This window comes from Paracoccus sp. TD-10 (assembly GCF_048270675.1).
Taxonomy (GTDB): Bacteria; Pseudomonadota; Alphaproteobacteria; order Rhodobacterales; family Rhodobacteraceae; genus Paracoccus; species Paracoccus pantotrophus.
In genome coordinates, this window is record NZ_CP182419.1 from 166,330 (window position 1) to 187,923 (window position 21,594).

General features: G+C 68.0%; 19 protein-coding genes, 1 tRNA gene and 1 pseudogene. 4 read left to right on the plus strand and 17 right to left on the minus strand.

Translation table 11 applies throughout. The features are described from left to right. Positions 1–49 precede the first annotated feature (49 nt). The 8 genes from ACNKFW_RS11745 to pyrC form a co-directional block, all read right to left on the minus strand. Positions 50–553, minus strand: a complete 504-nt coding sequence (locus ACNKFW_RS11745) for a bactofilin family protein (protein ID WP_147428575.1) — start codon at positions 551–553, stop codon at positions 50–52. Continuing rightward, the gene (locus ACNKFW_RS11750) at positions 543–1,832 is read right to left on the minus strand and encodes a M23 family metallopeptidase (protein WP_024843745.1); all 1,290 of its coding nucleotides are present in this window, start codon (positions 1,830–1,832) and stop codon (positions 543–545) included. The genes ACNKFW_RS11745 and ACNKFW_RS11750 overlap by 11 nt, the downstream gene beginning before the upstream one ends. A 427-nt stretch (positions 1,833–2,259) precedes the next feature. Further along, positions 2,260–3,654 (minus strand): helix-turn-helix domain-containing protein, encoded by a 1,395-nt coding sequence (locus ACNKFW_RS11755; protein ID WP_024843746.1) that lies wholly within the window; start codon positions 3,652–3,654, stop codon positions 2,260–2,262. A gap of 58 nt (positions 3,655–3,712) precedes the next feature. Further along, positions 3,713–4,921 carry a multidrug effflux MFS transporter gene (locus ACNKFW_RS11760; RefSeq protein WP_024843747.1) on the minus strand — a complete coding sequence of 403 codons (1,209 nt, stop codon included), beginning with the start codon at positions 4,919–4,921 and terminating at the stop codon, positions 3,713–3,715. A 63-nt stretch (positions 4,922–4,984) separates the two neighbouring features. Further along, complete coding sequence (locus ACNKFW_RS11765; protein WP_024843748.1) at positions 4,985–5,347, minus strand: DMT family protein; 363 nt, start codon at positions 5,345–5,347, stop codon at positions 4,985–4,987. Continuing rightward, on the minus strand, positions 5,344–6,843 hold the full coding sequence (locus ACNKFW_RS11770; RefSeq protein ID WP_024843749.1) for a replicative DNA helicase: 1,500 nt from the start codon (positions 6,841–6,843) through the stop codon (positions 5,344–5,346). The genes ACNKFW_RS11765 and ACNKFW_RS11770 overlap by 4 nt, the downstream gene beginning before the upstream one ends. Before the next feature lie 239 nt (positions 6,844–7,082). Continuing rightward, positions 7,083–7,754, minus strand: a complete 672-nt coding sequence (locus ACNKFW_RS11775) for an orotate phosphoribosyltransferase (protein WP_024843750.1) — start codon at positions 7,752–7,754, stop codon at positions 7,083–7,085. Next, positions 7,751–8,794: a dihydroorotase gene (pyrC, locus tag ACNKFW_RS11780; protein ID WP_024843751.1), complete on the minus strand. Its 1,044-nt coding sequence runs from the start codon at positions 8,792–8,794 to the stop codon at positions 7,751–7,753. The genes ACNKFW_RS11775 and pyrC overlap by 4 nt, the downstream gene beginning before the upstream one ends. Positions 8,795–8,922: 128 nt before the next feature. Between pyrC and ACNKFW_RS11785 the strand changes: the two genes are divergently transcribed. Further along, positions 8,923–9,237 (plus strand): hypothetical protein, encoded by a 315-nt coding sequence (locus ACNKFW_RS11785; protein ID WP_051419482.1) that lies wholly within the window; start codon positions 8,923–8,925, stop codon positions 9,235–9,237. 100 nt (positions 9,238–9,337) lie between these two features. Here ACNKFW_RS11785 and gap read toward each other — a convergent pair whose 3' ends face one another. The 7 genes from gap to ACNKFW_RS11820 form a co-directional block, all read right to left on the minus strand. Then, complete coding sequence (gene gap / locus ACNKFW_RS11790) at positions 9,338–10,339, minus strand: type I glyceraldehyde-3-phosphate dehydrogenase (protein WP_024843753.1); 1,002 nt, start codon at positions 10,337–10,339, stop codon at positions 9,338–9,340. Positions 10,340–10,579: 240 nt separating this feature from the next. Continuing rightward, positions 10,580–10,723 carry a hypothetical protein gene (locus tag ACNKFW_RS11795; protein WP_024843754.1) on the minus strand — a complete coding sequence of 48 codons (144 nt, stop codon included), beginning with the start codon at positions 10,721–10,723 and terminating at the stop codon, positions 10,580–10,582. 480 nt (positions 10,724–11,203) lie between these two features. After that, positions 11,204–12,265 (minus strand): flagellar motor switch protein FliG, encoded by a 1,062-nt coding sequence (locus ACNKFW_RS11800; RefSeq protein ID WP_024843755.1) that lies wholly within the window; start codon positions 12,263–12,265, stop codon positions 11,204–11,206. Between the two features lie 60 nt (positions 12,266–12,325). Continuing rightward, complete coding sequence (purB, locus tag ACNKFW_RS11805; protein ID WP_024843756.1) at positions 12,326–13,642, minus strand: adenylosuccinate lyase; 1,317 nt, start codon at positions 13,640–13,642, stop codon at positions 12,326–12,328. Between the two features lie 99 nt (positions 13,643–13,741). Next, positions 13,742–14,923: a Hint domain-containing protein gene (locus ACNKFW_RS11810; protein ID WP_147428574.1), complete on the minus strand. Its 1,182-nt coding sequence runs from the start codon at positions 14,921–14,923 to the stop codon at positions 13,742–13,744. A 624-nt stretch (positions 14,924–15,547) separates the two neighbouring features. Beyond that, positions 15,548–16,954: a type I glutamate--ammonia ligase gene (gene glnA, locus ACNKFW_RS11815; RefSeq protein WP_024843758.1), complete on the minus strand. Its 1,407-nt coding sequence runs from the start codon at positions 16,952–16,954 to the stop codon at positions 15,548–15,550. Between the two features lie 79 nt (positions 16,955–17,033). Further along, positions 17,034–17,372: a P-II family nitrogen regulator gene (locus tag ACNKFW_RS11820; protein WP_024843759.1), complete on the minus strand. Its 339-nt coding sequence runs from the start codon at positions 17,370–17,372 to the stop codon at positions 17,034–17,036. Positions 17,373–17,526: 154 nt separating this feature from the next. Here ACNKFW_RS11820 and ACNKFW_RS11825 point away from each other — a divergent pair, with 154 nt between their 5' ends. The 3 genes from ACNKFW_RS11825 to ACNKFW_RS11835 all read left to right on the plus strand — a co-directional run bounded on the left by ACNKFW_RS11825 (position 17,527) and on the right by ACNKFW_RS11835 (position 19,764). Then, positions 17,527–19,257, plus strand: coding sequence for an NAD(P)H-hydrate epimerase (locus ACNKFW_RS11825; protein WP_147428573.1), 1,731 nt, complete (start codon positions 17,527–17,529; stop codon positions 19,255–19,257). Positions 19,258–19,305: 48 nt separating this feature from the next. After that, positions 19,306–19,390 (plus strand) — tRNA-Leu (locus ACNKFW_RS11830). Between the two features lie 185 nt (positions 19,391–19,575). Next, the gene (locus ACNKFW_RS11835) at positions 19,576–19,764 is read left to right on the plus strand and encodes a hypothetical protein (RefSeq protein ID WP_024843761.1); all 189 of its coding nucleotides are present in this window, start codon (positions 19,576–19,578) and stop codon (positions 19,762–19,764) included. A 12-nt stretch (positions 19,765–19,776) separates the two neighbouring features. Here the strand turns inward: ACNKFW_RS11835 and ACNKFW_RS11840 are convergent. Beyond that, positions 19,777–20,767, minus strand: a protein-coding gene (locus tag ACNKFW_RS11840; protein ID WP_418025218.1) for an IS630 family transposase whose coding sequence is annotated in 2 segments (ribosomal slippage) — positions 19,777–20,400 and positions 20,402–20,767 — 990 coding nt in all. Because the reading frame shifts where the segments join, the coding sequence is not laid out codon by codon here. Positions 20,768–20,810: 43 nt separating this feature from the next. Then, positions 20,811–21,505, minus strand: a pseudogene (locus tag ACNKFW_RS11845) (IS5 family transposase). Between the last annotated feature and the right edge of the window lie 89 nt (positions 21,506–21,594).

Below are 21,594 nucleotides of genomic sequence, written 5' to 3' on the forward strand. Positions count from 1 at the left end.
GGCGGCCCGAGGGCCGCCGATCATTGCGGTGACGCCGGGATCCCCAGGATCACTCGGCGTCGTCATTGGCCGCGCGGGCCGGCGGCGGCGCCAGTTTCGGGGTCACGCCATTGGCCAGCGGGTCTTCCTGGCGCTGGACCGAGCCTTCGAAATGGGCGCCGGATTCGATGGCGATGGTCTTGTGGATGATGTCGCCCTCGACCCGCGCGGTGGCGGTCAGGCGGACCTTGAGGCCGCGCAGGCGGCCGACGATGCGGCCGTTCACCACCACTTCCTCGGCGACGATCTCGCCGCGGATGGTGGCGCTTTCGCCGACGATCAGCTGGTGGGCGCGGATGTCGCCCTCGATCGTGCCCTCGACCTGGATGTCGCCCTCGGTCCGGATATTGCCGGTGACGGTCAGGTCGGAGGACAGCACCGAAGGCGCGGTGCGTGCCCGCGGGGCCGCGGCCGGCGGAAGGTCGTAACTCGTGTCAAGGCTGCGCGCCGATTCGGGCTCGGGGGTCGGCTGGGTGCGGGGGCCGGGTTCGGTAACACGGGTCTTAGAAAACATTTTGGGCTGCCTTGATGAAGCTCATGGGATTCACGGCACGGCCGTTCACGCGGACTTCATAGTGAAGATGCGGGCCGGTCGATCTGCCGGTATTGCCCATATCACCGATCTGGCTGCCGCGCGATACCTTTTGGCCCACCTTCACGCGAATCTTGGACAGGTGGCCATAGCGGGTTTCGGTGCCCAGCTCGTGCCGGATCTTGATCAGGTTGCCATAGCCGCGTTGCCAGCCGGCGAAGATCACCGTGCCCTCGGCCGTGGCATAGATCGGCGTGCCGACCGGGGCGGCCATGTCGATGCCCTCATGCGCGCGGCCCCAGCGGCGGCCGAAGGGCGAGGTATAGCGGAAGGCCGATTTCACTGGCATGGCCAGCGGCATCTTCTCGACCGCGATGCGATAGCTGTTCATCTGGTCCAGGGTGATCAGGATCTCGCTGGCCTTGGCCTCGCCCTGGCTGATCTCGGCATTGCCGCTGGAGGAATAGCCGACCGGGTTCAGCGGGCCGCCCTGGCCGACATAGCCGCGGCGCACGGTGCGCAGGATCTCGTCCGGGTTCATGCCGACGCTGCGGAACATGTCGTCCAGCGGCTTGACCGAGACGGTCACGGCGTCTTCCAGCTGCGACAGGATGGCGTCGTTGCGGGCGATGATCTGGTCGCGCTCCAGCGTGACGGCCTCGGCCAGGCGGCGGGCGTCCTCGGCCTGCTGCACCGCCTCGATGCGCTGGCCGGCGGCCTGTTTCAACTCGCCCGCCAGGATGTCCAGCGCGGCCTGCAATTCGGCGGTGCGGGCGGGGCCGGCAGCGCCTTCGGGCGCGGCCAGCGCCTCGGCCTGCTGGCGGGCCTTGACCGCGCCGTGCAGCTCGGCCTGCACCGCGCCCAGGCCGGTTTCCAGCTCGCGGCGCTGCGCCTCGGTTTCCAAAAGCAGCGACTGCATGTGCGAGACCTGGTCCAGCGCCACGGCGAAGCGGTTCTGCGCCGCCACCGCCTCGGCGGCGCGGCGGTCGCGTTCGGCGGACAGATCGGTCAGCCGCGCTTCCAGCGCGCCTTGCGTCAGCCGGGCCTGCTGGCGCACCGAGCCGGCGCCGATCGCGTCGATGACCAGGATCGAGCTGGCGATGATCGTCCAGCCGAAGACCAGCGCGAGGCCGCCCAGGGCAAGAAGCTGCGTGGCCGGACGCAGCCGCAGAAAGCGGGTGGTCTTGTCCGACTTCAGGAATAGGCGCTGTTCTGGCAGCCAGCGCTCAAGCACCGAATTCAGGCTGTGGGTGATCCGCAATGTCCCAGGTCCATGTTGTTTCGGCCGACCTGCCGGGCAAAGGCGGTCATGGCTGCGCACGGATAAATCCGACCTGTGATCAAAGCGCAACAGGGGCGGAGGGTTTATGTGCCGCTTGGGCGGATTGATGCCGATCGCCCCCGCCAGGCGGGTGGATCTGTGCCGGAGCAAAGGCCCCTTTTGATACAACCGTGGATTGCAAGACTGAACCAGTCCAATCAATATGTGAAAGTTTGAAGATAATTTGATGCACTGGTCGGTTCGATCCGCATCCCGCGTGGCGGCGGGGGCTTGCGGCGGCCGGCCAGGATTTCTGCCCATGAATTAGGCAGGCCGGTCCGGCCCAGGGGCAGATCGGGCGATGGCGCGCGGGATTCGCCCCCGGGGCGGCGGAACCGCGCGGCTTGCGGCGGCGTTTGCGGCGGTTTCAGGCGATCTCATAGGGCAGCGGGCCGGGGCGATCCGCCGGGATGCGGATATGGCGGTCCACCGGCGGCACCGAACGCTGGTGGCAGTTCGGCCGCGGGCAGATCCGGCAGGACACGCCGATCGGCTCGAACAGCTGCGGATTGCCGATGTCCAGCCCGTCGGCATAGACCACGTCGCGGGCATGGCTGATTTCGCAGCCCAGGCCGATGGCAAAGCGGCGCACCGGCGCGCCGAAGGCGCCGGCGGGCTTGGACACGTCCCGCGCCAGCAGCAGGTAACGCTTGCCGTCCGGGGTCTCGGCCAGCTGGCGCAGGAAGCGGCCGGGGGTCTCGAAGGCCTGGTGCACGTTCCACAAGGGACAGGCGCCGCCGAAGCGGGCGAATTGCATGCGCGTGGCGGAATGGCGCTTGGTGATGGTGCCGGCCTGGTCGACGCGGACGAAAAAGAACGGCACGCCGCGGTCGCCGCCGCGCTGCAGGGTCGAGAGCCGATGCGCCACCTGCTCCAGAGAGGCGTGGAACAGATGCGCCAGCCGCTCCAGATCGTGCCGTTCGGCCCGCGCGGTGGCCAGGAAGCGGGCATAGGGCATCATCGCCGCGCCGGCGAAGTAATTCGCCAGCCCCAGCCGGGCGATGTCGCGGGCCGAGGCGCTGCGGAACCGCGCCAGTTCCAGCGTCGCCTCCAGGAGGTCGCCGCGCGTCTCCAGTGCCAGCAGGTGCAAGAGCTGGAAGGCTTGCGTGGCGGGCTCGGCGGCGGCGTTCAGGGTGATGCGCTTGCCGTCGCGCAGATAGACCGGGCCGCTGCCCAGCTCGGCCATCACCACCTCGATGCCGCGCTCGGCCAGGGCGGCGATGGCGCGGTCCAGCGGGCGCAACTCGGGGCGGATGCGGGCGAAATGCTCGGCGGCGTGGTCCACCGCGTCGATATAGTTGTCGCAATAGTGGAAGAAGTCGCGCACCTCCTCCCAGGGCGAGGGGGTGGCGTTCTGCGCCCCGGCCCCCAGCGCCTCGTCCAGCGCGGCCAGCCGTTCCTGCCCCTCGCGATGGGCGCGATAAAGGTCCAGGAAGGCGCGCGCCAGCGCCGGCGCATTGGTCGCGGCCAGCCGCAGGTCGGCGCGGGGCGGCGCGCTGTCGAACAGCGGATCGGCCAGCGCCTCGGCCATGTCCATCACCATGCGCTCGGCATCGCCGACCGCCATGGCACCCAGGTCCACCGAGAACTCGGAGGCCAGCTTCAGCAGCACCCCGGCCGAGACCGGGCGATGGTTGTTCTCCATTTGCGACAGATAGGGCAGCGACACGCCCAGCCGGTCGGCAAAGGCGCGCTGGGTCAGGCCGGCGCGGGCCCGCGTCTCGCGCAGGGCGACGCCGGCATAGATCTTTTGTGTGGCCATGCGAGTCCTCTTTGCAAAGCAGCCATACGCTTTGCAAAGGCGTTGCCGCAAGGGGGATCTAGCGGCCGGCGATGACCTGCCTTTCGCGGATCATGACCCAGAGGATGAAGCCGATCGAGGCCAGGGCCGACCCGGCCATGATGACCAGAAGCGGCGCCGCCCCCGATTCGTCGTGCAAGAGCGCGCCGGCCAGCGCCGCCAGCCCGGCGCCGCCCGCCACCGCCATGGCGCCGCCCAGCCCGCTGGCGGTGCCGGCGAGTTCGGGGCGCACGCTCATCATCCCGGCATTGGCATTGGGCAGCACCATGCCGTTGCCCAGCCCCATCAGCCCGACCGCGCCGAAGAAGACCAGCGGCGTCAGCCCGCCCATCAGGTCCACCGCCAGCGCCAGCGCCAGGAAGACCGAGCAGATCAGCGCCCCCGACAGGATCATCCGGTTCATGCCGATGCGGGTCGAGAACCGCGCCGAAAGGTAATTCCCCAGCGCATAGCCGATCGAGGGGCCGGCGAACCAATAGCCGACCTCGGCCGGCGACAGGTGCAGCACCACCTGGCCGACGAAGGGCGCGCCGCCCAGATAGGCATAGAACGACCCGGCGCTGAGCGTCGCCGCCAGCGCATAGCCCCAGAACCGCTGCGAGCGGGCCAGAACCGGATAGGTCGCGACCTGCCGGCGCAGCGGCACGCCGCCACCGCGCGCCGTCTCGGGCAGGTCGAAGGCGCAAAGCGCCATGACCGCCAGCCCGGTCAGGCCCATGGCGACGAAGCTGGCGCGCCAGCCCAGGGTCTCGTCCAGCACGCCCCCCAGCGTCGGCGCGATCATCGGCACCAGCGACATGCCCATGGTGACATAGCCGATCATGCTGGCCGCCTGCTCGGCCGGCACGATGTCGCGCACCACGGCGCGGCTGATGACGAAGCCGGTGGTGGCGACGGCCTGGATCAGGCGGAAGACCATGAACCAGGCGGCATCCCTGGCCAGCAGCGCCCCCACGGTCGCCAGCAGGAAGATCGCAAACGAGCCCAGCACCACCGGCCGGCGGCCATAGCGGTCGCTGATCGGGCCGCAAAGCAGTTGCAGCACCGCGCTGACCCCCAGGAAGGCCGAGACGGAAAGCTGCATGAAGCCGTATTCCACGCCGAAATCCCGCGCCATGGCCGGCAGCGAGGGCAGGAAGATGTTCATGGAAAGCGCCCCGGCGGCCGAGATCGAAACCAGGGTCAGAATGCTTGGCCGGCGGGGAAGGGAGGGGGTCGCGCTGCTCATGCCCGCACCTTTGCCCGGTCGGCGGGCAAAGGCAATCGCCTGTTTACAGGGCTCTGTTTCGCGTCAATGCGCAGAACTGCCGAAATCGTGGAAGATCAGGAAGGCGCCCAGGCAGATGCAGGCAAAGCCCGCCGCCACGTTCCAGGTCAGCCGCTCGCCCAGCCAGGCCCAGGAGAACAGCACGAAGACCGACAGGCTGATCACCTCCTGGATGGTCTTGAGCTGCGCGGCGTTGAAATGGCCGTAGCCGCTGCGGTTCGCCGGCACCTGCAGCACATATTCGAAGAAGGCGATGCCCCAGCTGACCAGGATCACCAGCAGAAGCGGCGCGGCCTTGAATTTCAGATGCCCGTACCAGGCGACGGTCATGAACAGGTTCGACAGGATCAGCAGGCCGATGGTGACGAAGGGCACCGGCAGGTTCATTCAGCGCGATCCCAGCTGCGATGCTTTTCCAGGTTGCCGAAGCGGGTGAAGCGGCCCTCGAAGGACAGCTCGACCGTGCCGATCGGGCCGTGGCGCTGCTTGCCGATGATGACCTCGGCCTTGCCGTGGCAGGATTCCATGACCTGCTGCCAGGTGGCCATCTTGTCGAGGTCGTGGTCGGCGGGCTTTTCGCGCTCGCGGTAATATTCCTCGCGGAAGACGAACATGACGATGTCGGCATCCTGCTCGATCGAGCCGGATTCGCGCAGGTCGGACAGCTGCGGGCGCTTGTCCTCGCGGCTCTCGACCTGGCGCGACAGCTGCGAGAGCGCGATGACCGGGATGTCCAGCTCCTTGGCGACGGCCTTGAGGCCCTGGGTGATCTCGCTGACTTCGTTCACGCGGCTGTCCTTGGCCGAGGCGGCGCGCAGCAGCTGCAGATAGTCCACGATCAGCAGGTCCAGCCCCATGGTGCGCTTGAGCTTGCGGGCCCGCGCCGCCAGCTGGTTGATCGGCAGGGCGGGCGTGTCGTCGATGTAAAGCGGGCAGTTCTGCAGGTCGTGGGCGGCCTTGACGAAGCGGCGGAACTCGTCCTCGGTCATGTCGCCGCGGCGGATCGCCTCGCTGGGCACCTCGGCGGCCTCCGAGAGGATGCGCGCGGCCAGCTGCTCGGCCGACATCTCGAGGCTGAAGAAGCCGACGACGCCGCCCGCCACCGTGCCATGCGTGCCGTCGGGCAGCTCGCCCAGGCGATGCGCCTTGGCGACGTTGAAGGCGATGTTGGTGGCCAGCGAGGTCTTGCCCATCGAGGGCCGCCCGGCCAGGATGATCAGGTCCGAGCGGTTCAGCCCGCCCATCTTGCCGTCCAGGTCGACCAGCCCGGTCGAGATGCCCGACAGCCCGCCGCCGCGGCTGAAGGCGGCATTGGCGGCGTTCAGCGCCCCGGTGACGGCGGCCAGGAAGCTCTGGAAGCCGCGCTCGGCCACGCCCTGCTCGCCCAGCTTGTAGAGAACCTGCTCGGCCTCCTTGATCTGCTCCTCGGCGGAATCGCTGACCGTGACGGTGGCGGCACGCGCGGCGATGTCCTGCCCCAGCCCGATCAGCTCGCGGCGCAGGGCGAATTCGCGGATCATCTGCGCATAATCGCGCGCGGCATGGGACGAGATCGCCGCCCCGGCCAGCCGCGCCAGATAGGCCGGGCCGCCCAGTTCCTTCAGGCCGGCGTCATGCTCCATGAAGGCCTTGATCGTGACCGGGCTCGCCAGGGCGTTCCTGGCGATGCGCTCGGCGCAGATCTCGTAGATGCGGCGGTGGACCGGGTCGTAGAAATGCCCGGCCTGGATGATGCGCGAGACGTGGTCGTAGACCTCGTTATTGGTCAGCAGCGCGCCCAGCAATTGCTGCTCGGCCTCGATCGAGAAGGGCACCGCCTGGGCGGCGGCGGCCTCGGCGATCTCGCCGGGCTTCCTGATTTCGACGGCGCGCAACTCGCTCATCCCATGGTCTCCGACCTTCGACTCGGCTGGGAGCCGTTATCCACCTTATGCGCCCCGCGGTCCATCGGGATATGCTGTGGATAAGCTGTGGACGGAATGCCGCCCCTCGCGCCGGTGGCCAGGGCGGCATGGGTATTTGGGCAACAGAGAAGAATGGAGCGCCGCGCCCGTCTTCTTCGTTCATCAAATACCCATGCGGCCGTGCCGAGAGGCGCCGTGGTTGCGCGTCTGGCGCCGGATCAGGGATGCGCGGCCTGCCAGGCGCGGGGATCGGTCAGGAAGCTTTCGACCTCGGCGAGCGTTGCCTGGTCGTAGAAGCCCTGCGCCTTGGCCTCGGCCAGCACGTCCCACCAGGTGCAGAGATGGTGCAGCCGGACGCCATGGTCGGCCAGGCGCTGCGTGGTTTCCGGGAAGATGCCGTAATAGAAGATGACCGCCGTATGGCCGCAGGTGGCGCCGGTCTCGCGGATCGCGTCGACGAAGCTCAGCTTCGAGCCGCCGTCGGTGGTCAGATCCTCGACCAGCAGCACGCGCTGGCCCTCGGTCATGGCGCCCTCGATGCGGGCGTTGCGGCCGTAGCCCTTGGGCTTCTTGCGCACATAGGTCATCGGCAGTTCCAGCCGCTCGGCCACCCAGGCGGCGAAGGGGATGCCCGCCGTCTCGCCGCCGGCGACGTTGTCGAAGGCGGCGAAGCCCGCCTCGCGCAGCACCGTCGCCGCCAGGAAATCCATCAGCGTCGCGCGGATGCGCGGAAAGCTGATCAGCTTGCGGCAGTCGATATAGGTCGGCCCCTTCAGCCCCGAGGCATAGGTATAGGGCTCGGCGGCGTTGAAATGCACCGCCTTGATCTCCAGCAGCATGCGGGCGGTCAGCCGGGCGATTTCCTCGCGCGGGGGAAAGGGCAGGGTCATGCGGGATCCTCGAGGTGCCAGTAGAGCGGGAAGCCGGGGTCGAAGACGGTGACGGTCTCGTCGCCGGCCGGGATATGGGTCGGATATGCGGCAGGCGTGTCGCGCTTCACCAGGCGGATGCGGTCCTGGTTCGGCGCCATGCCGTAGAAGCCGGCGCCGTGGAGCGAGGCGAAGCCTTCCAGCCGGTCGAGCGCATCCTCCTCCTCGAAGACCTGCGCGAGGATCGACATGGTGTTCGGCGCGGTGAAGCAGCCGGCGCAGCCGCAGGCCGATTCCTTGGCGCGGTCCGGGTGCGGCGCCGAATCGGTGCCCAGGAAGAAACGCGCGTCCCCCGAGGTCGCGGCGCGGCGCAGCGCCAGCCGGTGGGTTTCGCGCTTGGCGACCGGCAGGCAGTAGTAATGCGGCCGGATGCCGCCCGCCAGGATGTGGTTGCGGTTGATGACCAGGTGATGCGTGGTGATGGTGGCGCCGATATCCTCGTTCGCCGCGACGTAATCCACCCCGTCCGAGGTGGTGACATGTTCCATCACCACCCGCAGGCCGGGGGTGGCGCGGCGGATCGGGTCCAGGACGCGGTCGATGAACACGGCCTCGCGGTCGAAGATGTCCACCGCCGGATCGGTGACCTCGCCATGGACGCAGAGCGGGATGCCGGCCTGGGCCATGGCCTCGAGCACGCCGCGCACCTTGTCGAAATCGCGCACGCCCGAGGCCGAATTGGTGGTCGCCCCGGCCGGGTAGAGCTTGACCGCCGAGATGATTCCCTGCGCATGGGCGGCCAGCACATCGGCCGGATCGCTGGTTTCGGTCAGGTAGAGCGTCATCAAGGGACGCAACGTCATTTCCGGGGCCAGGGCGGCGCGGATGCGGTCGCGATAGGCCGCGGCCTGCGCCCCGGTCACCACCGGCGGCACCAGGTTCGGCATGATGATCGCCCGGCCGAAATGGCCGGAAAATGAAGCCACTGCCTGCAGCATGGCGCCATCGCGCAGATGCAGGTGCCAGTCGTCGGGGCGTCGGAGCGTCACGGATTTGGTCATGATTTTCCCTCTATACCGGGTGCGGCAGCAAGGCCATAGGGCAAAGATCCCGTCCACCGGGGCTCTTGGCATTTCGTCGCCATGGGCGCAGCCTTGCCCGCCTGTTGTTCGCTTAAAGGGAATTCGTGATGGGTTTCGGCAAGATGAATTATGCGGCGATGCAGGCGCCGCTGCTGCTGTGGCAGCAGATGGCGCGCATGGCCTGGGAATCGCAGATGGTCATCGCCCTGCGGACGGCGGGGATGATGGGGCTGTTGCGCCAGGACGCGGCCGAGCCGCAGCGCATGGTGGTCGAGAAGGCCGATGCCGCCTCCGAGGCGCTGCATGCCGCGCTGCGCGCCGCCGGGCGGGGCGAGCGGGCTGACCGGGTGATGGCGGCGGCGCTGCGGCCCTATCGCAAGCGCACCCGCGCCAATGTGCGGCGCCTTTCGGGCAAGGACTGACGGGCGACCGGCCAGGCCGGCCCGCCGGAAAGGAAGAACGCGCCCCGGCGAGGGCGCGTTTCGGTTTTCGGATCGAGCCCTTGCGGGTTCAGATGCGGGTTCAGATCAGCTTGCCCATGGCGACCGCGGTGTCGGACATGCGGTTCGAGAAGCCCCATTCGTTGTCATACCAGGTCAGGATGCGGCACAGCTTGCCCTCCATCACCTTGGTCTGGTCCATGTGGAAGACCGAGCTGTGGCTGTCGTGGTTGAAGTCCGAGGAGACCAGCGGCTCGTCGGTATAGCCCAGGATGCCTTTCAGCGGGCCGTCGGCGGCGGCGCGGATGGCCTGGTTGATTTCCTCGACCGAGGTGTCGCGGGCGGCTTCGAAGACCAGGTCCACGACCGAAACGTTGGGCGTCGGCACGCGGATCGCCACGCCGTCCAGGCGGCCCTTGAGTTCGGGCAGCACCAGGCCCACGGCCTTGGCCGCGCCGGTCGAGGTCGGGATCATCGACAGCGCCGCGGCGCGGGCGCGGTAGAGATCCTTGTGCATGGTGTCCAGCGTCGGCTGGTCGCCGGTATAGCTGTGGATCGTGGTCATGAAGCCGCGGGCGATGCCGATGCTGTCATTCAGCACCTTGGCCACCGGCGACAGGCAGTTGGTGGTGCAGCTGGCGTTCGAGACGACGATGTCGTCCTTGGTCAGCGTGTCGTGGTTCACCCCGAAGACGATGGTCTTGTCGGCATTGTCGCCGGGGGCCGAGATCAGCACCCGCTTGGCGCCGGTCGACAGGTGCGGCTGCACCTTTTCCTTGGAGGCGAAGATGCCGGTGCATTCCATGATGACGTCGATGTCGCCCCAGGGCAGTTCGGCCGGGTTGCGGATCGCGGTGACCTTGATCGGGCCGCGGCCGACGTCGATCGAATCGCCCGAGACCTTGACCTCGGCGGGGAAGCGGCCATGGACCGAGTCGTAGCGCAGCAGATGCGCATTGGTTTCGACCGGGCCCAGGTCGTTGATCGCCACGACCTCGATATCATTGCGCCCCGATTCGATGATCGCGCGCAGCACGTTCCGACCGATCCGGCCAAAGCCGTTGATCGCTACCTTGACAGCCATAGGTTTCCTCCGCCGCTGATGATGTTCGCGCTGCAAATAGCCCGCATCGCCGGGGAAATGCAAATGCCTGCGAGCGGAAGGGGCGGAAACCGGGCCGAAAGGGCCATGCCGGGGCATTGTTGCGACATATGGTCGCTGCCGCGGCGTCCGGCCGGCGGCGCGGATGTCTGGCGCCGGCGGGGCGGGCCGCCTGCCGCGAGGGCCGATGCTGCAGAGCGGCGAATCGCCGCGCCGGGCGCCTCAGCGCCAGAAGCTGAGATATTCGATCAGGCCGGCGAATTCCTTGCCCAGGAACAGCGGCAGGTTCCAATGCAGCACCAGCGCATCCGCGGCGAAAAGGCCCAGGATCAGAAGCCCCAGCACCAGCGCGATCCGATTTGTCATGCCATCCGTCCCGTCCTTGCCGTTTTCCTGGCCCGCCGTCCCCTGGCCCGCCGTCCCCTGGCGCGATGCGCCGCTCCCGCCCCCTGCTAGGGCAGAGGCCGGGGCCGGGCAAGCCTTTGCGGCTGGCCGCCGGACGCGGTGCCGCGATCGGCGAGGGCACCAGCGCCGGGCGGCCTTGACGCGATGTGCCGGACGGCCCGGCCGTCGCGTGCCACGGGCCCGGTTGCCATGCGGTCCCGGTTGCCGTCTGCCATGTGCCGGCAGGCGGCGCGCCCGGCCTGCCTGGATGCCGTGCCGGGTGACCCGGACCGGATGCCGCGCCGGGCGGCCTGCTGCTGCGCGAAGCCGATGCGGTACGATGCCGTGCGGGGCGACCCGTGCGGCGCGTGGCGGCCCGGGGCCGCGTCGGGTGGTCGGCGAGGCCGCGGCGCGTGGCGGCGGCCTTGCCACGGCCTGCCGGATCGCGGGTGCCGGCGCCCATCAGCCGGGCGGGGCTTGCGGTTCTTCCTCCTCTCCCTCCTCCTCGGTCTCCTGGGCGATCAGGAACAGGTCGCCCGCCGCCTCCATGCGGCGGATCGTGACCACGACCTGGTCCATCGCCTCCTCGGCATCGCGGGCCGAGACCTTGCCGAGCGCCTCGATCTCTTCGCGCATCGATTCGGCCAGGCGCGAGGAAATGCCGCCGAGCAGGAAATCCACGGTCTCGCGCGCCGGGCCGCGGGCGCCGGCCAGCGCCTTGAGCAGCACGGGATTGTCCACCTCGCGCAGGATGCGGGCGATGTCGCGCCGGTCGATGCGGCGCGGGATATGCGCCCAGGTGAAGATGGTCTTGCGCACCTCGCCGGCAAAGGCGGCATCATCGTCCTCGAGCCCGGCCAGGACGCTGTCGCGCATGCTGGAGGGCGAGAAGTTCAGGATCGCGCCGACCTTTTCGCCGGCCTTGCCCTCCAGCGCCGGCTGCGGCACGGCGTCGGCGGCCTGGATCAGCGCCCGGCCGATGCGTTGCAGCGCCTCGGGGGTGATGCCGCCGGTCAGCGACATGGCATAGGCGATCTGGCGGGCGCGTTCCTGGTCCAGCAGGCCGAACACCTCGGCCGCGCGCGGCACCGGCAGTTTCGAGAACATCACCGCCCCGATCTCGACCGCTTCGGTCCGGGCCAGTTCGGCCAGGAGCGCGGGCGGCAGGGCGGCGATGCTGTCCCAGGGATCGCCGGCCCCGTGCAGCGCCGCCATGCGCCGCAGCTGGTCGGTCGTATCGGGCGAGAGATGGCCGTCGAGCAGGTCCAGGGTGCCGTCGATGTCGCCCGGAAAGGACAGGCCGACCGCCTCCAGCCGGTCGCAGAACTCGGCCACGATGGCATTGCGCGTCTCGCGGTCGATCATGCCCATCAGCGCCATTTCCTGCGCCAGGTCGGTCTGCAGTTCGGGCGGCAGCCGGGCCAGGTCGATATCCCCGCCCTCGGCCAGCACCAGCCGCACGATCACCGCCGCCTTTTGCCGCGGACTGAGCCCCGCCGTCGCCCCGAGCGCCGGAACACCCATGGATTGCCCCCGATTCCAAACCTGTCGGGGGCAATCTGGCAGGGAAAAGCGAACAGGCGGTTAATGCGCGCCGTTTTCCCCGAAGACCCGGGCGAAAATCGTGTCCACATGCTTGGTGTGATAGCCGAGGTCGAACTTCTCCTCGATCTCGGCGGGGGAAAGCGCGGCCGTCACCTCGGCGTCGCCCAGCAGCTCGGTCTTGAAATCGGCGCCCTGTTCCCAGACCTTCATGGCGTTGCGCTGCACCAGGCGATAGGCGTCCTCGCGGCTGACGCCGGCCTGGGTCAGGGCCAGAAGCACGCGCTGCGACATGACCAGCCCCTTGAACTTGTTCATGTTCTTCAGCATGTTCTCGGGGTAGACCACCAGCTTTTCGATCACGCCGGCCAGGCGGTTCAGGGCGAAGTCCAGGGTGATCGTCGCATCCGGGGCGATGCCGCGCTCGACCGAGGAATGGCTGATGTCGCGTTCGTGCCACAGCGCCACGTTCTCCATCGCCGGCACCACGGCCATGCGCACCAGGCGGGCCAGGCCGGTCAGGTTCTCGGTCAGGACCGGGTTCCTTTTATGCGGCATGGCCGAGCTGCCCTTCTGGCCGGGGCTGAAATATTCCTCGGCCTCCAGCACCTCGGTGCGCTGCATGTGGCGGATCTCGATGGCGATGTTCTCGATCGAGCTGGCGATCACGCCCAGCGTGGCAAAGAACATCGCATGGCGGTCGCGCGGGATGACCTGGGTCGAGATCGGCTCGGGCGAGAGGCCCATCTTGGCGCAGACATGTTCCTCGACCGCCGGGTCGATATTGGCGAAGGTGCCGACCGCGCCCGAGATGGCGCCGGTCGCCACCTCTTCGCGGGCGCGCAGCAGGCGTTCGCGGCCGCGCGCCATCTCGGCGTAGAAGCGGGCGAAGGTCAGGCCCATGGTGGTCGGCTCGGCATGGATGCCGTGGCTGCGGCCGATGCGCACGGTGTCCTTGTGCTCGTAGGCGCGTTTCTTCAGCGCGGCCAGCACCTTGTCCATGTCGGCCAGCAGGATGTCGGCGGCGCGCACCAGCTGCACGTTCAGCGTGGTGTCAAGCACGTCCGAGCTGGTCATGCCCTGGTGGACGAAGCGCGCCTGCTCGGCGCCGATATGCTCGGCCAGGTGGGTCAGGAAGGCGATGACGTCATGCTTGGTCACGGCCTCGATCTCGTCGATGCGGGCGACGTCGAATTCGACGTCCTTGGCCTTCCAGACGGCCTCGGCATTCTCGCGCGGGATCACGCCCAGGTCGGCCTGGGCGTCGCAGGCATGCGCCTCGATCTCGTACCAGATGCGGAACTTGGTCTCGGGCGACCAGATGGCGACCATTTCGGGACGGGCATAGCGCGGGATCATGCGGGGCTCCTTGGGTTTGCCGGGGTTTTAGCGACAAGGCCCCGCACCCGCAACCGCAGCCGGCAGGGGCACGGCGGCCCCTGCACGGCCGCTGCCGATTCAGGCCAGGACCAGCGGCTGGCCGTTCTGCGCATGGCGCTGCGCCAGCTTGCGCGCCTTGCGCCCCGAGGCCAGCATCCGCGCCCCCTCGGGGGCATGGCTGCGCGCGGCCAGTTCGGGGAAGATGGCAAGGATTTCCCCGACCGCCGGGGCGGGCAGGGCGGCAAGGGCCTGCGGGCCCAGATAGAGCGATTCGGTCGCGGCGCCGTTGGCCCGGACCACCTCGTGCCGGTCGAAGAGGATATGGACATATTCCACCTCGGCCAGGTCTGTGGCGCGCTCGACGCCCTCGATCTGCAAGAGCTGCTTGGCGGCGACCAGGATCTCGTCGGTGCCGAACATCCGCTGCGCGATGCGCGAGCGCAGCAGGATCCGGTGCTGCGGCGAGACGGTCAGGTTCGCCGAGGGCATGTTCGGCCCCAGTGCCCCGGCCTTGATGCGGACGGGCATCAGCCGGGCGTCATGGGCGGCCAGCCGGTCGGCGGCAAAGCGGCGGCGGCCGATCCAGCGGACCGGCTGCGGGCCGTGGTCGGCCGTCAGCACCAGATCGCCCACCGACAGGCATTCGACCGGAACCGGGCCATCGGGCGTGTCGATCAGCGTGCCGGCGGTGAAGCAGGGAAAGACGTCGTCGTCGTCAAGGACCAGCGTGCCGGCGGGATTGTAGGCGATGTTGACCACCAGCGTGTCAAGCAGGTTCTGCACCGCTGACAGAACCGGGCCGGTCAATACACCGCCGAGGTCCGAGATGTTCACATTCGCAAGATTGATTTGCTGTCCAAGGATGGTGCCGGTGATCTTGACGCCGATATGGTCCTTGTCCAGGGGCTGGTCGGAGACGAAATAGGTGTCCTCGCCGTCCACGACGAAAGAGCCGTTGATCGGGTTCAGTTGCACCTTGAGCTGGGCAACCAATGGAACGCCCACGCTGGCCGCTGCCGAGGACAGCGTGCCGGTGCCTGCGAAGGTGCCGCCCGACAGCAGCGGATTGCCCTCGCCATCCACCAGCGAGACATCGTCGCCCCGGCGCAGCGTGGTGGCCTGCGAGGCATCCACGTCATATTGCGCAAATTGGGTCGAGCCGGCGAGTCTGTTCAGCAGGAGATTGCTGCCGAGACTGAGAACCGGGGTCGCGGCCTCCAGGTCGATGGTCGCATCAGGTATTTCAGTGAAAAAAGGCATTCTAGGATCCTGTAGCAGGCCGGGTCTTGCCCATGCCGGAGGCTGAAAGCAGGCATCCGCCGATCAGGGGGCCGGTGGCTGCCGCGCGCCATACAAAAGACGGTTCGCAGGGCATGGCAAGGGGCAAGCGCGGTTCCGCGCCCAGATTCTCGCATTTTTTCAGACAAATTGATCCTTTTCGCGCTTTTGCCGGGTCCGACGGATCGGACCGGTCCGCTGGCCTGCATCTGCGGCCGGCGGGCTCTTGTCACGAAAGGGGCAGCGCATGGGTCAAGGCGATGGGTCCGGCCTTTGGCTGACCCGGCCTCGGCCGGTGGCGCCCCGTGTTCGACGCCATCAGCGTGCGGCACCGTGGCGGCCTTGCGCGCGGGCCAGGCGTCGCTGCGCCTGGGCGTGACCGGTGCTTCGGCGCCGCATCGCGGGCGGGAAGGCGGTCCTGCGGCGGCGGCATGGCGGACGGCCCGCGCCGCCCGCTTTGCGGCGGCCCGTCCCGCCCCAGGGCAAGGCCTTGGAGACCGCGGCGTCGCAGATCCTGCCGGTGATGCGCCGGATCGCCGCTTGTTGCCCTTGATCCGAATGAAAAAGCCGCCCCGAAGGGCGGCTTTCCGTCGCTGTCCCAGCCGTTCAGCAGCTGTAATACATCGCGTATTCGATGGGATGGGGGGTATGCTCATAGGCATAGACCTCTTCCCATTTCAGCTTGATGTAGCCTTCCAGCTGGTCGCGGGTGAAGACATCGCCGGCCAGCAGGAAGTCCATGTCCTTCTCCAGTTCCTCCAGCGCCTCGCGCAGGCTGCCGCAGACGGTCGGGATCTCGGCCAGCTCCTCGGGCGGCAGGTCGTAGAGATCCTTGTCCGAGGCCGGGCCGGGGTCGATCTTGTTCTTGATGCCGTCAAGGCCGGCCATCAAGAGCGCCGCGAAGGCCAGGTAGGGGTTCGCGGCCGGATCGGGGAAACGGGCCTCGACGCGCTTGGCCTTGGGCGATTCGGTCCACGGAATGCGCACGCAGCCCGAGCGGTTGCGGGCCGAATAGGCGCGCAGCACCGGGGCCTCGAAGCCGGGGATCAGCCGCTTGTAGCTGTTGGTCGCCGGGTTGGTCAGCGCATTGAGCGCCTTGGCGTGCTTGAGGATGCCGCCGATGAAATACAGCGCCTCCTGGCTGAGGTCGGCATATTTGTCGCCGGCGAACAGCGGCTTGCCGTCCTTCCAGATCGACATGTTCACATGCATCCCCGAGCCGTTGTCGCCCTTCATCGGCTTGGGCATGAAGGTCGCGGTCTTGCCATAGGCGGCGGCGACGTTGTGGATGACGTATTTGTATTTCTGGATGTTGTCGGCCTGCTCGACCAGCCCGCCGAAGATCATCCCCAGCTCGTGCTGGGCGGTGGCGACCTCGTGGTGGTGCTTGTCGACCTTGATGCCCATGCGCTTCATGGTCGAGAGCATCTCGCCGCGGATGTCCTGGGCGGCGTCGATCGGGTTCACCGGGAAATAGCCGCCCTTGTGGGCCGCGCGATGGCCGAGGTTGCCGTCCTCGTAGACGGTGTCGGTGTTCCAGGCGGCATCGACCGAATCAAGCTCGAACGAGACCTTCTGCGGCGTCACCGAATAGCGCACGTCGTCGAACAGGAAGAACTCGGCCTCGGGGCCGAAATAGGCGGTATCGCCGATTCCGCTGGATTTCAGATAGGCCTCGGCCTTCAGCGCGGTGCCACGCGGGTCGCGGGCATAGGGCTCGCCCGTGTCGGGCTCGACGACGTTGCAATGCACGCAGAGCGTCTTTTCGGCATAGAACGGGTCGATATAGGCCGAGGCGGCGTCCGGCATCAGCTTCATGTCGGACTGGTCGATCGACTTCCAGCCGGCGATCGAGGAGCCGTCGAACATGAAGCCTTCCTCGAAGAAGTCCTCGTCCACCAGGTCGGCGACCAGGGTCACGTGCTGCAGCTTGCCCTTGGGATCGGTGAAGCGGACGTCGACATATTCGACCTCTTCCGTCTTCATCAGATCCAGAACGTCCTTGACTGTCATTGGGATCCTTCCTCCATCAGTCTGCCCGGCGCCGCCGCGGGGCAAGGGTCATCGGTTTCTTTGTGCGGGTCGGGCGGGATCAGACCGCGTCGTCGCCGGTCTCGCCGGTGCGGATGCGGATGGCCTGTTCGACCGGGATGATGAAGATCTTGCCGTCGCCGATCTTCTCGGTGCGCGCGGCCGAGACGATGGCATCGACGGCGGCCTCGACCAGGTCGTCGGGCAGCACCATCTCGATCTTCACCTTGGGCAGGAAGTCCACGACATACTCCGCGCCGCGATAAAGTTCGGTATGGCCCTTCTGCCGGCCGAAGCCCTTGACCTCGGTGACCGAGAGACCCTGGACGCCGACTTCCTGAAGCGCCTCTTTCACATCGTCCAGTTTGAAGGGCTTGATGATGGCTTCGACTTTCTTCATCGCCTGATCCTTCTCTCGCGACTTGCCTGCGACCTGATTGGCGGGTTTGATGATGCGGGTAAATGGGGCAGGGCCCGGATCGCGCGGCGGATCGCATCTGCCCGGCCGATATGCGCATATTTCGTGCAGCAAGATTATAATTTAGGCAGACAGCATGCTTCACGGCACCGAAATCCTGACGACCGCCCAAATGCGCGCCATCGAATCCGCCGCCATGGCCAGCGGGCAGGTGACGGGCGCGGAACTGATGGAGCGCGCCGGCCGCGCCGTCGCCGGCCAGATCCGGCTGCGCTGGGCCAGGCCGGGCCTGGTGGCGGTGCTGTGCGGACCGGGCAACAACGGCGGCGACGGCTATGTGGTGGCGCGGCTTTTGCACCAGGCGGGCTGGCAGGTGCGGGTGCTGGGGATGGAAAACCGGCCGGGGCCGGATGCGGCGCGGATGAAGGCCGAATGGCAGGCGCTGGGCCCCGTCCTGCCCCTGACCCAGGACGCCCTGCGCGCCGGGCCCGATGCGGATGTCTATGTGGATGCGGTCTTCGGCACCGGTCTCACCCGCCCGCCCGAGGGCGAGATTGCCGCGATCCTGGACTATCTGGGCGGTTCGGGTGGGGATTGGGCGTTCTTCCGCGAGCGGCTGGTGGCGGTGGACTGCCCCAGCGGGCTGTGCCTGGACAGCGGCGCCTTTCCCGGCCGGCCGCGCGAGCCCGGCGATTTCGACCTGCGCGCCCGCCTGACCGTCGCCTTCGACAGCCCCAAGCCGGGGCACCTGCTGGAGCGCGGGCCGGAATGCTGCGGCGAGCTGGTCATCGCCGATATCGGCCTGGCGGCGTGGCGGATCCGCCAGCCGAACGAGGGCGCGACCCCGTCAAGCATCACCCGCTTTCCCGCCGTCGAGGCCCTCTGGCCCGGTTTCGCCGTTCCCGATTCGCGCCGGTACCCGATGGCCGCCCGCCGGCAGGCATCCTGGCTGCGCAAGCAGGAGGCCGGCAGCGGCCACAAGTTCAGCCACGGCCATGCGCTGATCGTCGCTGGGGGGCCGGCCAGGGGCGGGGCGGCGCGCCTCTCGGCCCGCGCCGCGCTGCGTATCGGTGCCGGGCTGGTGACGCTGGCGCCGCCGGCCGAGGCCCTGCCGGAGCATGCCGGCCCGCCCGATGCGCTGATGCGCCGAGGCGTCGACGATCCGGCCGCGCTGCGGGACATGCTGGCCGACCCGCGGGTCAACGCGCTCTGCATCGGTCCCGGCTGCGGGGTCGAGCGCGCGGCGGCGCTGCTGCCCGCGATCCTGGGCGCGGGGCGGGCGACGGTGCTGGATGCCGATGCGCTGACCGCCCTGTCGCGCGACCCCGGCCTGATGGCGCTTTTGCACGAAAACTGCGTGCTGACCCCGCATGCGGGCGAATTCGGGCGCGTCTTTCCCGACCTTGCCGAGCGCCTCGAGCATCCGCGTCCGCCCGCCGCGGGTGGCCGCGACCAGGCCTCCGATCCGGCGCGGATGGCGCGGCGCCTGGCGGAACTGGCCGCTTATCGCGAGGCGTTGGCGAAAATGCGCGGGCCGCTCTATTCGCGCCTCGACGCCGCCCGCGACGCTGCGGCGCGCTGTGGCGCGGTGGTGCTGCTGAAGGGCCCCGACACGGTGATCGCCGCCCCCGACGGGCGCGCGCGCATCCATTCCGCCTTCGATGTTCCCTGGCTTGCCACCGCCGGTGCCGGCGACGTGCTGGCCGGGATCATCGCCGGCCTGCTGGCCCGCGGCCTGCCGGCGCTGGACGCCGCCAGCCTGGGCACGCTGGTCCATGCCAGGGCCGCGCGCCATGTCGGCCCCGGCCTGATCGCCGACGACCTGCCCGAGGCGCTGCCCGCGGTGCTGCGCCGGCCGGGGGGATGAAATTACCGCTCGCATGTGAAGCGCGGCTTTGCTAGAGAACGCGCCGTTGCGGGTGTGGCGAAATTGGCAGACGCACCAGATTTAGGTTCTGGCGCCGCAAGGCGTGGGGGTTCAAGTCCCTCCACCCGCACCATTCCCGCGTGAGGCGGATCGCCGCAGGAAGGCCGGTACGCCGGGCGGGTTTCCCCGCGGAATCGCGCTGTTGCCCGCGGGTCTGCCTTGGTCCCCTGTCCGGCCGGGCCTGGCCGCTTTGATCCCTATCAAAGCCTGCCGCCTCGAAATGTGCCCTTACGATGTGGCAATTGTCCGAGGATGGAAATGACCCGACTTTTCATGATTCTGCTGTCGATCAGCCTGACCACGCTTGCCGGGATCGGCGTGATCATCGTCCTGGCGATGGGATTTTACGATCTGCGCGCCATTCTCCTGGCTGCCGCCGGGGGCGCGGTCATCGCCTTGCCGATCACCTGGTATGTCGCGATGAAGCTGCGGGACACCATGGGCTAGCGCGGATTCGACTTAGTCCGGGTCATATCCGGCGGGCTCGAAGTAGTTCCGGCATTCCTCGGGGGTGAAGGCGGATAGACAGTCGGCGACGGCTGACCAGAGATCGTCAACGGTTCTGGTAGCGACCTTTCTGAGCAGTGCCTTGAGCTTGGAGAAAGCCATCTCGATGGGGTTGAAGTCCGGCGAGTATGGCGGGCGGAACAGGAGCCGTGCTCCAACTTTTTCGATGGCGTCGCGCACGCCGCTGATCTTGTGGGCGGGCAGATTATCCATGACCACGACGTCACCGGGGCGCAGCTCTGGTGCGAGCACCTGCTCGGCATAGGCGAGGAAGGCTGGTCCGTTCATTGGCCCATCGAGCAGCATCGGTGCCGCCATGCCAGATAGCCGCAGGCCCGCGGTAAAGGTGGTGGTCTTCCAATGTCCGTGTGGAATGGGCGCCCGGCATCGCTCGCCACATGGCGCTCGTCCTCGCAGCCGCGCCATCTTCGTGGATGCCGCGGTCTCATCGATGAAGATGAGCCTCTCGGGATCGAGATCGAGCTGGCCGTCGAACCAGGCTATGCGGCGGCGCAAGACATCGGGACGCTGCTGCTCTGAGGCATGCGCCGTCTTTTTTTGGCCGTCTTTTTTTGAACGTGATGCCGCGCCGGTCAAGAAACAGCCAGACCGTCGAGGGCGCCACCCGCACGCCGCGCTCGCCAGCAAGGCGCTCGCCGATCTCAGCAAGAGTGATGTCCGGTGTCTTCTCGATGAGGCCCGGAATGAAGGCCGCGTGCGTATCAAGCTTCGAGCGCGACGGCTGTCCCTGCTTGCGCGCTTCCATCTCGCCGGTCTCGCGATAGCGGCGATACCAGGCCCCGGCCGTCGAGATGCCGATGCGGAAGCGTCGTGCCGCCTCCCGCGTCGAAACCCCATCTTCGATCGCTGCAATTACCCGACCGCGAAGGTCTCCGCTCAGGCTCCTCGTCTCAGGCTCCTCGTCATCATCTCCTCCTGGCAAATCACAGGAGCAGTGAATCAGACATTGTTCATCGCGTGAATCCTCAAAGCGACCCGGTGTTCGTCAAATTCGCTCTAGACGACGTCTTCATTTGATTGATCCAGGCCATGGCGCATGCGCGGTCTGTGAAGGCTTTGAAGGATCCGACGATCTTCTCGCTTCCAAGGGCGATGCGTCGGAAGCGTTGGTCCGGCTGTGGTTGGGCTTGATCTGGGCGGTGGCCCGCATCTCCTCGGCGATGAACCGGCACAGGGCATCGGTGTCGCATCCGATATCTGCGATGACATGGCCGATGCCGGTGAGGCCGCAGATCAGCCCTTTCGCCTGCGGGCTGTCGGCCCAGTGGCCGGGCGTGATCGTGACCCGGATCGGCCGGCCGAACGCGTCCGCGGCCGCATGGGGTTGCGTCGTCAGCCCGCCGCGGGACCGGCCGATGGCGTGGGCCTCAAGCCCCCTTCTGCGAGGTCGCGTCGGCATGGACCTTCGAGATCGTCGCCTCGATCAGCACCCATTCGGAAGCGGGACCGGCGCCCAACGCCTTGAAAAGCCGTTCCCATGCCTCGGCGCGGTCCACCGCCGGAACCAGGTGCGGACCGTCTGCCAATGTCCCGGCGCCGGTGGCGGGTCGCGCCAGGGCTAAGCGCCCCGTGCCAGCCAGAGGATCGCGTCCGTGAACGGCCGGTCGTCGGCACCGCTGCGGCCCCGAGCACCGGCCTTGCCGGGCAGCAGCGGCCCGATTCGCTCTCATCGCCCGTCAGTCAACGTTCGCCTGCTCAAGATCGCCTGCGGCTTTCGATCTTGAATCAGAAACGGAAACGCCTGGAAAT